Source organism: Sphingomonas degradans (genome assembly GCF_053502645.1).
This window is the reverse complement of sequence record NZ_CP177172.1, coordinates 312,835-325,647: the sequence shown is the minus strand read 5'-3', so window position 1 is coordinate 325,647 and position 12,813 is coordinate 312,835. Positions and strand designations below refer to the sequence as shown.

11 protein-coding genes are annotated in these 12,813 nt (G+C 68.8%); 8 read left to right on the top strand and 3 right to left on the bottom strand.

Features of this window, described 5'->3' with window-relative positions:
• Positions 1–23: 23 nt before the first annotated feature.
• From hemN to ACG3SL_RS01485, 8 genes are all read left to right on the top strand, one after another.
• A complete protein-coding gene (gene hemN / locus ACG3SL_RS01520) occupies positions 24–1,370 on the top strand; it encodes an oxygen-independent coproporphyrinogen III oxidase (protein ID WP_448663380.1) in 1,347 nt (448 codons plus the stop codon).
• Between the two features lie 86 nt (positions 1,371–1,456).
• Positions 1,457–2,260: a universal stress protein gene (locus ACG3SL_RS01515; protein ID WP_448663379.1), complete on the top strand. Its 804-nt coding sequence runs from the start codon at positions 1,457–1,459 to the stop codon at positions 2,258–2,260.
• A gap of 1 nt (position 2,261) precedes the next feature.
• Positions 2,262–2,987 (top strand): NAD(P)H-dependent oxidoreductase, encoded by a 726-nt coding sequence (locus tag ACG3SL_RS01510; protein WP_448663378.1) that lies wholly within the window; start codon positions 2,262–2,264, stop codon positions 2,985–2,987.
• 46 nt (positions 2,988–3,033) lie between these two features.
• On the top strand, positions 3,034–4,557 hold the full coding sequence (locus ACG3SL_RS01505; protein ID WP_448663376.1) for a PAS domain-containing sensor histidine kinase: 1,524 nt from the start codon (positions 3,034–3,036) through the stop codon (positions 4,555–4,557).
• Positions 4,526–5,152 carry a response regulator transcription factor gene (locus ACG3SL_RS01500; protein ID WP_448663375.1) on the top strand — a complete coding sequence of 209 codons (627 nt, stop codon included), beginning with the start codon at positions 4,526–4,528 and terminating at the stop codon, positions 5,150–5,152. The genes ACG3SL_RS01505 and ACG3SL_RS01500 overlap by 32 nt, the downstream gene beginning before the upstream one ends.
• A 110-nt stretch (positions 5,153–5,262) precedes the next feature.
• Positions 5,263–5,643, top strand: coding sequence for a response regulator (locus tag ACG3SL_RS01495; protein ID WP_448663374.1), 381 nt, complete (start codon positions 5,263–5,265; stop codon positions 5,641–5,643).
• Between the two features lies 1 nt (position 5,644).
• Positions 5,645–6,373, top strand: a complete 729-nt coding sequence (locus ACG3SL_RS01490; RefSeq protein WP_448663373.1) for a helix-turn-helix domain-containing protein — start codon at positions 5,645–5,647, stop codon at positions 6,371–6,373.
• Positions 6,374–6,878: 505 nt separating this feature from the next.
• On the top strand, positions 6,879–7,910 hold the full coding sequence (locus ACG3SL_RS01485; RefSeq protein WP_448663372.1) for an aldo/keto reductase: 1,032 nt from the start codon (positions 6,879–6,881) through the stop codon (positions 7,908–7,910).
• A 420-nt stretch (positions 7,911–8,330) separates the two neighbouring features.
• Here ACG3SL_RS01485 and ACG3SL_RS01480 read toward each other — a convergent pair whose 3' ends face one another.
• The 3 genes from ACG3SL_RS01480 to ACG3SL_RS01470 are packed head-to-tail and all read right to left on the bottom strand — an operon-like array spanning position 8,331 to position 12,780.
• On the bottom strand, positions 8,331–9,566 hold the full coding sequence (locus tag ACG3SL_RS01480; protein ID WP_448663371.1) for a cytochrome P450: 1,236 nt from the start codon (positions 9,564–9,566) through the stop codon (positions 8,331–8,333).
• Complete coding sequence (locus ACG3SL_RS01475) at positions 9,563–11,173, bottom strand: Dyp-type peroxidase (protein WP_448663370.1); 1,611 nt, start codon at positions 11,171–11,173, stop codon at positions 9,563–9,565. The genes ACG3SL_RS01480 and ACG3SL_RS01475 overlap by 4 nt, the downstream gene beginning before the upstream one ends.
• A complete protein-coding gene (locus ACG3SL_RS01470; protein WP_448663369.1) occupies positions 11,155–12,780 on the bottom strand; it encodes a hypothetical protein in 1,626 nt (541 codons plus the stop codon). The genes ACG3SL_RS01475 and ACG3SL_RS01470 overlap by 19 nt, the downstream gene beginning before the upstream one ends.
• Between the last annotated feature and the right edge of the window lie 33 nt (positions 12,781–12,813).

Sequence of the window (12,813 nt, the reverse complement as noted above, 5' to 3'; positions counted from 1 at the left end):
GCCCGCCGCCCATGCGTGTGCCCATGACTCACCGCTTCCTGCCCGCACTCGCCGAGCGTTCCGTGCCGCGCTACACCAGCTACCCCACGGCCGCCGAATTCCACGCCGGCGTCGGCGCGCGTGAACAGGGCGAGGCGCTGGCGGCGATCGCGCCCAAGACGCCGGTGTCGCTGTACCTGCACATCCCGTTCTGCCACGAAATCTGCTGGTATTGCGGATGCAACACCGGGGCGGTGGGTCGGGCCGACCGGGTGACGGCGTATCGCGACGCCCTGCTGCGCGAGATCGAGACGGTCGGCGCGCGGATGCGCGGCAGCGTGGTGAGCGTCCACTTCGGTGGCGGCAGCCCCAACGCGCTGGCGCCCGACGACCTGGTGGTGATCGCCGCCGCGCTGCGAAGCAATTTCGCCATCGCATCCGATTCGGAATGGGCAGCCGAACTCGATCCGCGCACGCTCGACGCCGACTATGCCGCCGCCCTCGCCACTGCCGGCATCGGTCGCGCGAGCCTGGGGGCGCAGACCTTTGCGCCGCATGTCCAGCGCCGGATCAACCGCGTGCAGCCGTTCCGCGACGTCGCCCGCTCCGCCGAGCAGCTCCGCGCTGCCGGCATCGCGCGCGTCAACCTGGACCTGATGTACGGCCTGCCCGGCCAGACGCTGGACGATGTCGCGGCGACGATCGACCAGGCGCTGGCGCTGACGCCGGATCGCATCGCGGTGTTCGGCTATGCCCATATGCCGCGTATGCTGCCGCGCCAGCGGATGATCGACGAATCGCTGCTGCCCGATGCCCGCGCCCGCTTCTGGCAAAGCGCGTTGGCGCACGACCTGCTGGTCGAGGCCGGGTTCCAGGCGATCGGCTTCGATCACTTCGCGCAACCCGACGACAGCATCGCCATCGCCGCGCGCCAGGGCAGCCTGCGCCGCAATTTCCAGGGCTTTACCGACGATCCCGCCGCGACCGTGATCGGGCTCGGCGCGTCGGCGATCAGCCAGTATGACGGGCTGCTCGTCCAGAACGAGAAGCATGTCGGGCGCTATCGGATGCTGGCGGGCAACGGGATGCTCAGCGGCGTGCGCGGCGTGGCGCGCACGGCGGACGACCGGCTGCGGACCGAAGTGATCGAGCGGCTGCTGTGCGACGGCACCGTCGATGCCGCCGCGATCGCCGAGCGCCACGGCCAGTCGCCCCAGGTCTTTGGCGACGCGCTGCCCACGCTCGACGCGCTGGCGCAGGAAGGGCTGGTGACGCGCGACGGCTGGCGGATCGCCATCCTGCCGCAGGGGCGCCCCTATGCCCGGCTCGCCGCCTGCGCGTTCGACAGCTATCGCGTCGCGGCGCACCAGCGCTTCAGCCGGGCCGTATAGGAAAGGCCCCATCGGTATCATTCCCGATACCGAGCCACCGGCCCCGGACCTAGCCTTCACCCATCCTCAAGGACGTGGAGGCGATCATGAAGAACGTACTGCTGCTGATCCATGACGATCCGGGCCAGGAGGCCCGGCTGCAGGTCGCGCTGGACCTGACCCGGGCGCTGAACGGCCATCTGTCGTGCGTCGATGTCTCGATCGTGCCGGTGATGGTGGACGATTATGTCCCCAATGGCGGCAGCGCGCTGCTCCTCGCCGACGAACAGGCGCGCGAGGGCGAGAATCGCAAGGCGATCGAGCGCCGGCTGGCGCATGAGGACGTCGCCTATGACTGGCGCGACGTGACCGGCGACCTGCGCGGCGCGCTGCGCGATGCGGCGGGGCTGGCCGATGTGATCGTGGTCAACCGCCAGCTCGACGGCATCGCCTTTCCCGACATGCGCGGGCTGGTCGGCGACTTGCTCGCCTGTGCCGAGACGCCGATCCTGGCGGTGCCCGAAAGCGCCCGCGCGCTCGATCTGCGCGCAAAGGCGCTGGTCGCATGGGACGGGTCGAAGGCGGCCGAGGAAGCGCTTCAGGCGGCAGTGCCGCTGCTCGCGCTCGCCCGGCAGGTGACGATCGTCGAGATCGACGACGGATCGGTACGGGTCCCGGCCAGCGAGGCCGCGCAATATCTCTCCCGCCACGGGATCGAGCCGGTGGTGCGCCACATCCCCACCGCGTTCGAGCGGACCAGCGACACGCTGCTCTCCGAGATCAAGGCCAGCCACGCGGCCTATGTGGTGATGGGCGGCTATGGCCACAGCCGGATGCTCCAGGCGGTGTTCGGCGGCGTCACCCGCAGGATGCTGAGCGAAAGCCCCGTTCCTCTTTTCCTGGCGAACTGAGATGATTGCGGCCCCCGTTCCCACGCCGACGCCCGAACCGCTACGGCATCTGGTGGTGCTGGGCCACCCTTCGCCCAACAGCTTCAATCGCGCGATCGCGGAAACCTATTGCGCCGCGACGCGCGACTGCGGCCAGATTCCGATGCTGCGCGATCTGTATGCGCAGGGGTTCGATCCCCGGTTGCAGGCAGACGAGCGGCTGGCGGCGGAGATCGAGCATCGCCCCGATGTCGCCGCCGAACTCGAACTGGTGCATTCCGCTGATGCGATCGTGCTGGTCTATCCGATCTGGTTCGGGATGCCGCCTGCGATGATCAAGGGGTATATCGATCGCGTATTGGGCGCCGGGTTTCGCGCCGAGGCGCTCAAGGCGCGGCGCCCGCACCCGTTGCTGGCGGGCAAGCGGCTGCTGATCCTGTCCTCCTCCGCCACCACGCGGCCCTGGCTCGAGCAAAAGGGGCAATGGCTGGCGCTGCGCCAGGCATTCGACAATTACCTGGTCGAGGCGTTCCAGATGCATTCCTCGCACCATGTCCATTTCGATGCCGTGGTGGAGGGGATGCCCGAATCCGCCGTGTACGAGCATCTGGAGACCGCGCGCGGCGCCGCGTTCGAATTGTCGAGCCAGTTGCTGCACGAACGGCACGCGGCACAGGCCCAGGCCGCCGTCGCCCGTCGCCGCGCGGCGCAGGCGCTGGCTGCGGAAACGGTCGCGCACGATTCCTGATCTGCAAGGGGTCGATGCACCCGAGCTTTGTCTGTAGCATGGCGTAATGAACCGACCCGAAGCCCTGGCGCTGTTCGTCGAGACCGCGACGGACCGCGCACTTTTCCTGCTGGACGCAACGGGCACGGTACTCACCTGGAACCGGGGTGCCGAGCTTTTGACCGGCTGGTCCGCCGCCGAGATGGTCGGGCGGCCGGGCGCGGACCTGTATCCCCCGGCGGACAGCGCGGCGGGCAAGCCCGGTGCCGACCTCGCAGCGGCCACGGTCAGCCGGCTGCGCGAGGAAACGTGGCGCGTGCGTCGCGACGGATCGGAATTCCTCGCCGATGTGACGATCGCGCCGCTGCACCATCCCGATGGCTCGCTGCGCGGCTTTGGCCAGATCGTGTACGACATCACCGATCGCAAGGCATCGGAATCGGCGCTGGAACGCAGCGCGCTGCACCTCCGCTCGATCCTGGCGACCGTGCCCGACGCGATGATCGTGATCGACGAACGCGGCGTGATCCTGTCGTTCAGCGCCGCCGCCGAGCGGCTGTTCGGCTATGCCGAGGCCGATGTGACCGGGCGCAACGTCAGCATGCTGATGCCCTCGCCCGATCGCGACCGCCACGACAATTATATCGCGCGATACCTGACGACGGGCGAGCGCCGGATTATCGGCATCGGCCGAATCGTCGTCGGCCAGCGGCGCGACGGCACGGCGTTTCCCATGGAGCTTTCGGTCGGCGAGGCCAGCACCGAGGGGCATCGCATCTTCACCGGCTTCATTCGCGACCTGACCGACCAGCAGCGCGCCGAACTGCGGCTGAAGGAGCTGCAATCCGAGCTGATCCACGTCTCGCGGCTGTCGGCGATGGGGACGATGGCATCGACGCTGGCGCACGAACTGAACCAGCCGCTGACCGCGATCGCCAACTATCTGGAAGCGGGGCGCGACCTGCTCGATCAGGGCGCCACGCCCGACACGCTGGAGATGCTGCGCGAAGCCGTGGACGAATCGGCCAAGGAAACGCTGCGCGCGGGCAATATCGTGCGGCGGCTGCGCGATTTCGTGTCGCGCGGCGATGTCGACAAGCGCGTCGAGGACCTGCCCCATCTGGTCGACGAAGCCAGCCGGCTGGCGCTGATCGGGGCAAAGGAGCGCGGCGTGCGCGCCTTTTACGATCTCGATCCCTCGGTCGCCGGGGTGTTGGTCGATCGGGTCCAGATCCAGCAGGTGCTGGTCAATCTGGTCCGCAACGCGATCGAGGCGATGTGCGACAGCCCGGTGCGCGACGTGACCGTGGCGAGCGCGCCCGACGCGCGCGGCATGGTGCGCGTATCGGTGGCGGATACCGGCCCGGGAATCGACCCGGCGCTGGCGCCAAAACTGTTCGAGGCCTTCACGAGCACCAAGGATCGGGGCATGGGACTCGGACTATCGATCTGCAGGACGATCGTGGAAGCGCATGGGGGCCGCATTTGGGCGGATGCGCGCCCGGGCGGGGGTACGATCTTTCATTTCACGGTCATGGGAGTGGGAACAGAGGAAGCCAATGATGGAAAAGCGGACAATCCATCTCGTTGACGACGAGGAATCGATCCGCCGTTCGGCGGGATTCATGCTGCGGACGTCGGGATATGATGTGAAGGCCTATCCTTCCGGGGTAGAGTTTCTGAAGGAAGCCAGGACCGCCGAGCCCGGCTGCATCCTGCTCGACGTGCGGATGCCCCAGATGGACGGGCTGGAGGTGCAGGCCGAGTTGAACGCGCGCGGCGTGGCGATGCCGGTGATCGTGCTGACCGGGCATGGCGACATCAATACGGCCGTCGCCGCGATGAAGCAGGGCGCCGTCGACTTCATCGAAAAGCCGTTTGAAAAGGCCGTGCTGCTCCAGGCGATCGAGACCGCGTTCCGCCGGCTCAACCACACCGCCGATGTCGTGTCGTCCGAGCATGAGGCGCAGGTGCGGATCGCCGGGCTGACCGCGCGCGAACAGGATGTGCTGCGCGGGCTTGTGCGCGGGCACCCGAACAAGACGATCGCGTTCGACCTGGGCATATCGCCGCGCACCGTGGAAGTGCACCGGGCGAATGTGATGACCAAGCTGGGCGTGCGCAGCCTGTCCGAAGCGCTGCGCATCGCCTTTGCCGCCGGGCTGGAAGGCGACGGCGAGGGCTGATCTGCCCGATCGATCCGCTTGCCGGCGCCGCCGCGCCGGCAATACGGATCATCACGTAACGACCGCCGCCTCCGCGTACGGCACACACCTGCGATCCACTGTAGGTCGCCATGCCAAGTACGACACTGCCTTCCCGTCCCCGCGTGCTCCTGGTCGAAGACGATGCCGGCGTACGCCGGTCGATGCACCTGATGCTGCACGGGCGCGGCTATGACGTGCGTTCCTATTCCGCCGCCGGCCCGCTGCTGGCCGACCCGACGATTGGCGAGGCGAAATGCCTGATCGCCGATTATCGCCTGCCCGACAGCGACGGCTTCGGCGTGCTGCGCGCGCTCCACCGGATCGGCTGGGAAGGGCGTTCGATCCTCATCACCGCCTATCCCTCCGGCACGCTGCGCGAGGCGGCGATGGCATGCGGCTATGACGTGATCCTGGAAAAGCCGATTCGGCAGCACGAGCTGCTCGGCGCGATCGATGGCGGAGGGAAATGACATGTACCTTCAACCGATGATGCGCGAAGGCGCAGGCGCCGGGGGCAGCATCGGGCGCAGCTGCACCGGCTGTGCCGCGCGCGAGCGGGCGATCTGCAGCCAGTTGTCGCAGCCCGTGCTCGACGCGATGTACCGCATGGGCCGCACCGAATTGCTCCGCCGGGGCGAGACCCTGGTGTGGGAAAGCGACGAGGCGCTGGTCGTCGGCACCGTCCGCTCCGGCCTGCTCAAGCTCACCGCATCGCTGGGCGACGGGCGCGAGCAGATTTTGGGGCTCGCCTTTCCCGGCGATTTCGTCGGCCGGCCTTTTGCGGCGCGCACCGGACACTGCGTCACGGCGCTGGCCGACACGCGGCTGTGCGTGTTCCGCCGCCCCAGCTTCGACACGTTCGCGCGCGAGCATCCCGAAGTCGAGCATGCGCTGTTGGGCCGCGTCCTCGACGAGCTGGACCGTGCCCGCCGCTGGATGCTGCTGCTGGGCCGCAAGACCGCGTGCGAGCGCGTCGCCAGCCTGTTGCTCGAAATCGCCGAACGCAGCGGCGCCGCACCGGGCGAGAGCGTGGAACTGCCGATCACGCGCCAGCAGATGGCCGACCTGCTGGGCCTGACGATCGAGACGGTCAGCCGCAACATGACCCGGCTCAAGACCGGCGGCACGATCCGCCTGCCCGATGTGCGCAGCTATGTAATCGCCGACCGCGCGGCGCTGGAGTTGCTGGCTGGGGGGTGATTGTGGGGTGGGTCATGGCGGTGGCCAACGGACTCTGAAAGCCGTGCTCATTCCTCCCCCGGAGGGGGAGGGCTATCGCATATGGCTGTTTGTCCCCCTCACCCTTCCCACCGCCTTCGGCGGCGGGCCCCTTCCCTCTCCCACAAGGGGAGAGGGAGAGACGGCGCCACGCTCCCTCTCCCCTTGTGGGAGAGGGAGGGAGCCGCGAAGCGGCGGAAGGGTGAGGGGGACTTCAGTTCAACTGCGATAGCCCTGCCCTCCGGGGGAGGATCAAAGAAAGCAACATCCGCGCACCGCGCAATGGTCCGCCCCCCCCAGACCACGCCGTTCTGGCAATCGGCGGAGGAAGGCGGCCCTTCCGTAGCCGACCACCGCCGCAAGCGCAGCCTCGTCACGATAACGCTCCCCTCCGCGCCCACACCCTAAACCGCGCGCGCCCGTTGCGCCGGCGCCTGCCCGACCACATCTCTGGGGCGTCCCCCCCATCCTGCTGAAGGCTTCCCCCATGCGCTATAACCAACTCGGCCGTACCGGCCTGATCGTCTCCGAACTCTGCCTGGGCGCGATGACCTTTGGCGGCAATGGCGGCATGTGGTCCAAGATCGGCGAGCTGGGCCAGGACGAGGCCGATGCACTGGTCAGCGCCGCGCTCGATGCGGGCATCAATTTCTTCGACACCGCCAATGTCTATGCCGGCGGCCGTTCGGAGGAAATCCTGGGCCAGTCGCTGCGCAACCTGGGCGTGCCGCGGCACGAAGTGGTGGTCGCGACCAAGGTACTGGGTCGGATGCACCCCGGCCCCAACGGCGCCGGCGCCGGACGCGGCCATATCCACGACCAGGTCGAGGCGAGCCTTGCGCGGCTGCAGGCCGACCATATCGACCTGTACCAGATCCACGGCTTCGACACGGTGACTCCGATCGAAGAGACGCTGTACGCGCTCGACAGCCTCGTGCGGCGCGGCGTGGTGCGCTATATCGGCTTGTCCAACTGGGCGGCGTGGCAAGTGGCCAAGGCGGTCGGCATCGCCGCGGCCAAGGGGTACGCCCCGATCGCCTCGCTCCAGGCCTATTACACGCTGGCCGGGCGCGATCTGGAGCGCGAGGTGGTGCCGATGCTGCGCTCAGAGGGCGTCGGGCTGATGGTGTGGAGCCCGCTGGCCGGGGGCTTCCTGTCGGGCAAATATACGCGCGAGGGCGAAGGCGAAGGGCGCCGCGCCGAATTCGATTTCCCGCCGGTGGACAAGGATCGCGGCTATGCGGTGATCGACGTGCTGCGCGAACTGGCCGCCGCCAAGGGGCATTCGGTGCCGCAGCTCGCGCTGGCGTGGCTGCTCCACCAGCCGGCGGTGTCGAGCGTGATCCTGGGCGCCAAGCGGCCGGACCAGCTGGCCGACAATCTGGGCGCAGTGGACGTGACGTTCACGCCCGAGGAACTGTCCGCGCTGGATGCCGTGAGCAAGCTGCCCGCCGAATATCCGGGCTGGATGCTCGAGCGGCAGGGCGATTATCGCGGCGCCCCCTCGCCCCGGCGCTGAGGGGTTCCCCCCGCGAAAGCGGGAGAACGGAGCCGCAACGCGCACCGCCCGTAACCCTGGGCCCCTGCTTTCGCAGGGGCCCAGGGGTCAGCCATATTCGACCACCAGCCGCTCGGCGAAGCCCCCGCGCTTGGACAGCCGACCCGCCTTCCCCGGCGCTAAGCCGCTCCCCCGCGCACGCGGGGGTCCAGGGCCCAAGGCCGCCCGCCCGGCACCCTGGGCCCCTGCTTTCGCAGGGGAACAAGCCGCCTTAGTGTCGTTCAGCCATATTCCACGACCAGCCGCTCGGCGAAGCCCCCGCGCTTCGACAGCCGACCCGCCTTCCCCGGCGCTAAGCCGCTCCCCCGCGCACGCGGGGGTCCAGGGCCCAAGGCCGCCCGCCCGGCACCCTGGGCCCCTGCTTTCGCAGGGGAACAGGGTTCAGCCATATTCGACCACCAGCCGCTCGGCAAAGCCCCCGCGCTTGGACAGCCGCCCCGCCTTACCCGGCGCGCGGCGGAGGTTCGGGCGCTGGAGCAGCGGCTTGAGCATCAGGTGCAGCGTCGCGTTGTTGATGTGCAACCCGAAGCATTGGTGCAGCCCATAGCCGAAATGGATATAGTCGCTCGGCGGGCGTGCGGGATCGAAACGGCGCGGATCGGCGACCCGGCGCGGGTCCATCATCGCCGAGGCAAAGGCCGCCAGCACCGTATCGCCCTTGCGGATCTGCGCCGCATGCCCGGTGCCGCGCGCCAGCGTCCAGTCGGACAGCGCCGTGCGCGGCAGCCCGGGCGCCAGCGGATCGAAGCGCATCGCTTCGCGAACATAGCCGGCCAGCAGCACGTCGTCTCCGGCACGCGCCGCCGCCTGCGCCTCTGCCAGCACCTGCGGGCGGCGCAGCAATTGCTCCATTGCCTGCGGCACCACCATCGGCGGCTGCGGCGGCCCGCCGACGACGAAGCCCATCAGCGCAGTGCGGATCTGGTCGTCGCTGAAGCCCGGCTCGCCCGCCGCCTGCAGCGCCAGACACCGGCCGAGCACGTCGTCGCCCCCCGGCCTGGACCGCCGCCGCACGATCTCCCGCTGGATATGGTCGCGCAGCGCAGGGGCGATCACGTTCACTTCGGCGCGCAGCGCCGGGTCGTTGCCGGCATCGGCGAACTGGAACTCGAACAGGCGCGTCGCCCAGACGTCGAGATGCGCGCCCGGCACCGGCGGGACGCCGAAATAGCGCGCCAGCACGTCGAAGGTCACCCGCCGCACCAGCGTGTCGACCACGTCGATCCGCCCGCCCGCGCCGGCGACGATCCGCGCCGCCTCCACTTCCACCGCCGCCGCCAGCCGGGGCAAGTCGTCGCGGCGGATCACCTTGCGCATCGCCGCCGTATCGTCGCGATATTGCTGGGTGTCGCCCATGCCGAGGAAAAAGGGCTGGCCGCCCATGATGACGTCGAGCTTGCCGGCATATTGCACGCCGAACACCGGATCGGTCGCAAACACTTCGCGCACATCGTCATAGCGCGAGGTCAGCACCATGCCGCCGAACCGCGCGACCGGCTTGACCCGGCGCAGCACCGAAAACACCCAGGGCAGCGCCGCCATCATCCAGCGCTGGAGCATCCCCTTGATCCCGCGCGGGGCGGGGCGCAGCACTTCGCTGCTGTCGAGCACGCTCATAGCGTCTCCAGATAGCGCAGCGCCGGCATGCTCGGCAGGAAGAAATACTCGCCTCCCGCCATCTGGACGAAGGTTTCGACCGGGATGATCCGGCGCAGCGGCGTCTCTGGAATCGTGAGCGTGCCCGCCGGGCCGATCAGCGGATCGGTTTCGTCGAACAGCGTCGCGAAATTGGGGTTGAGCATCCAGGTCTGCTGGACGAACTCGAACTGGCGGGTGATGTCGGTGTTGAGGCACACGAACAACAACCCGCGCTCGGCGCCGTCATCGACCAGCGGATCGACGATCGTCGGGCCATATTTGCGCCCGCGCCGCAGGATGCGGTGGTTGTTCGCGGCATCGAGCAGCGTCTGCTTGTCCGCCGGCTTGGGCGCCAGCCCGTCGCGCGGATTGCCCCGGCGCACATGGCTCCCCATCGGACAGCCATGGCCGTGCTGGTCGCGATCGTAGAAGCCGAAATCATTCGCCGGCTGGTCATACTGGTCGGGCGGCAGCGTGCCGCCGGGGCACAGCAGATTGCCGTCCAGGTCGCGTCCGATCACGCGATCGGCGATCCAGTTCGCATCGACATGGCCTGCGCCGGGGTCCGACGCGCCGATCGCCTTGGCGGAGGCGGCCATGGATTGCCAGAAGGCGGTTACATACTGGCGAAGCTCGCGCACAACCATGTAGCTGCCGTCGAGCCCAAGGTCGAGGAACCCCTCGCCGCGCGGGTGCGGGGCCAGCCCGGCGGCGCGGCCCTGGGGCGTATCGGGGACCACGGGCCCCGGCGCGACTTCATGGTGGCCGTTGACATGGCCCATCAGGATTTCGCCCAGCGGCACGCCGTTCCACGGGTCCTGCGGCGCGTCCACGCCCCCCCGCGTCACCACGCCGGGAGCATAGGGCTCAGGCTGCGACACGCCATCGGCGAAACCGAAATGCTCGCGGGCGATGCCGCGCGCGTCGGTGCGCAGATCGAGCGGCAAGTGGTGGACGATCGCAACCTGATGCGGGGCCAGCGCCGCCCCCACCTGTACGCAGCGTGCCTCCGCCGCCGCTTCGTCGGCGTCGTAGAGCAGCAGCAGCGCATGGACGGTCACCGGCGTGCGGACGCGGGTCTCCGCAGGCTCGCCTTCGTCCTCGGCAAAGGCGTGGACCTCGTCATCGGTCGCGGCATCGTCCAGCGGGGTGTTGCCGCTCCATTTAGGCCCCTTGGGGATCACGGTCGGCAGCCAGTCGTGCCCGCGCCGGTCGCCCAGCCGGCGCAGGCGATCCTCCTGGAACATCCCCTCCTTGAACGGGCGATCGAACGAGGCGAGCGTGTTCGCGCCCAGCCCCATCCGCCGCAACCCTTCGCAGGTGAACGCCAACGACGCCGCATTGGGATCGCGCCCATCGGCGTCGGTGATCGGCGCGATGGCGTGGAGCGCCTGCATCCACGCGCCGCCCTTTCCGTCCGCCGCCACGCCCGGCCACTGGAATTCAAGGAACAGCGCACGCCCCGTCGGCAGCGACGCAAAGCCGCTGACCACCATGCCCTGCGCCAGCTTGTCGTGCGGCGCCGCCAGCTTCCAGCTCGGCGGCCCCTTTGCGGCGGGCGCGCCGCTCACAGGTCGTTGATCCACAGCGCGGCCTCCTTGGCGGTGAGTTTGGGTTTTCGCAGGCCCAGGGCGATGCGATAATTGCGCTCGATCTGGTCGGCGGTCAGTTCCTGATATGCCGAGTACCAGAAGCGGCTGACGGTCATCGAATGCCGCGCCCATTCCTTGAACTGGCGGCCATGGCTGGCGCCGTCCTTAACCAGGAAGCGCGTCGGCGGGAACCCGACGCCACAGCTCCACGCCAGCGTCAGCCCGGCATGCGCCTTTTCGATGAAGTCATCGAGATAGCTTTCCCAGGTCTGGTCGAAGTTCGAGAAGAACATCAGCCGGCTGCGGTTGTTGACCATCGCCCAGTGCGCGAAATGGATCGTGCGCATCGACCCCAGATAGCCGTTGCGCGCGATGATCCGCAGCAGCAGCCCCAGCCCCAGATGCCCCGCGCGGATCAGGATCATGCGCAGCACGCCGGGCTTGATGAGCACCACCGAGCCCATGTGATTCTGCGGTATCCAGTCCTCGCGCCGCGCCATTTCGCGCAGCATCGTCGCATCGACCGGCGGCGCGTCCTGCGAGCTGTCGGCACGTTCCAGCGTGCGCAGCCACAGCACGATGCCCGCCACCGTCACCGGCAGGCTGAGCAGCCCCCAGCCCAGCCAGATCAGCATCCCCTCCCACGCGGCGGGCAGCGTGCGGGCCGTCAGCAGGATCGAGAAGGGCGTACCGATCGCCCCGGCGACGACCAGGTACAGCGCGACGAACAGCGCGAGCGGAAGCAGCTGGCGGAAGAACAGCGTCAGGAAACTGAACCGCGTCGGCGTTTCCGTACCCGGCAACGCCACGCCGATCCGCTTGAGCAGCACCGCGAAGACCACGAACACCACCGCAAGCAGCGCCGCATAGCGTTCCCACGGCATTTCGAGCTTGAGGATCATCCCCGGCAACGAGAGCAGGAAGATCGCCGTCACCACGAACGCGCTGAGCCGCACCCAGTCGCCGATATTCTGTTGCCACGGGATGCGCGCCGGCGCCTTCTCCGCCAGCCAGCCGAAGCCGGGGAGCAGCGCGGCGCGCACCTTTGCGTGCACCTCCGCCGGGGCCAGCCCGCGATACGCGCTGGGGGCATAGAGATCGGGCCCGTCGACTTCGCGCCGGATCGCAAGGAACAGCGCCGCCTCGGACAGGATGCGATCGCGCGACATGCCGCGATTGCCATGGTGGTACACCGTCGGCGTCAGCGCGCGTGCCGCCAGATAGGGCGCGATCGGCGTGCGGGAATCGGGCGCAGTGACGGCGTCGAACAGCGGCCCGTCATTGTCGAGCGGCCGCTTGCAACAGCGCAGCATCGCGCGCAGCTCGGCCCCGATCGCCGCCTCCAGCTGCGCCCAGAACGGCCCGCGCTCGCCATCGAAATTCGCCTCGATCACGAACAGCGGGTCATAATCGAAGCCGGGGAACACGCTGAGCGACAGGAAGTGCAGCACGGGCACGCTCGACAGGAACTCGGCAAACGGCCCGACGCCCCCGGCGGGATCGGGATTGCGCCGGTCGCGAAGCCGGTCGAGCAATGCCGATAGATGATCGTAGCTCTCTGGCTTTACCTCGAGCGCGACCGACAAGGTCGTCTGGCGCATATAGTCCCCCCTCGACACGCGGCACAGTGACGG

What these genes read in the sequence shown, in the direction of transcription:
- hemN (WP_448663380.1), top strand. Translation starts at nt 24, where the DNA reads ATGACTCACCGCTTCCTGCCCGCACTCGCCGAGCGTTCCGTGCCGCGC.
- ACG3SL_RS01515 (WP_448663379.1), top strand. Translation starts at nt 1,457, where the DNA reads ATGAAGAACGTACTGCTGCTGATCCATGACGATCCGGGCCAGGAGGCC.
- ACG3SL_RS01510 (WP_448663378.1), top strand. Translation starts at nt 2,262, where the DNA reads ATGATTGCGGCCCCCGTTCCCACGCCGACGCCCGAACCGCTACGGCAT.
- ACG3SL_RS01505 (WP_448663376.1), top strand. Translation starts at nt 3,034, where the DNA reads ATGAACCGACCCGAAGCCCTGGCGCTGTTCGTCGAGACCGCGACGGAC.
- ACG3SL_RS01500 (WP_448663375.1), top strand. Translation starts at nt 4,526, where the DNA reads ATGATGGAAAAGCGGACAATCCATCTCGTTGACGACGAGGAATCGATC.
- ACG3SL_RS01495 (WP_448663374.1), top strand. Translation starts at nt 5,263, where the DNA reads ATGCCAAGTACGACACTGCCTTCCCGTCCCCGCGTGCTCCTGGTCGAA.
- ACG3SL_RS01490 (WP_448663373.1), top strand. Translation starts at nt 5,645, where the DNA reads ATGTACCTTCAACCGATGATGCGCGAAGGCGCAGGCGCCGGGGGCAGC.
- ACG3SL_RS01485 (WP_448663372.1), top strand. Translation starts at nt 6,879, where the DNA reads ATGCGCTATAACCAACTCGGCCGTACCGGCCTGATCGTCTCCGAACTC.
- ACG3SL_RS01480 (WP_448663371.1), bottom strand. Translation starts at nt 9,566, where the DNA reads ATGAGCGTGCTCGACAGCAGCGAAGTGCTGCGCCCCGCCCCGCGCGGG.
- ACG3SL_RS01470 (WP_448663369.1), bottom strand. Translation starts at nt 12,780, where the DNA reads ATGCGCCAGACGACCTTGTCGGTCGCGCTCGAGGTAAAGCCAGAGAGC.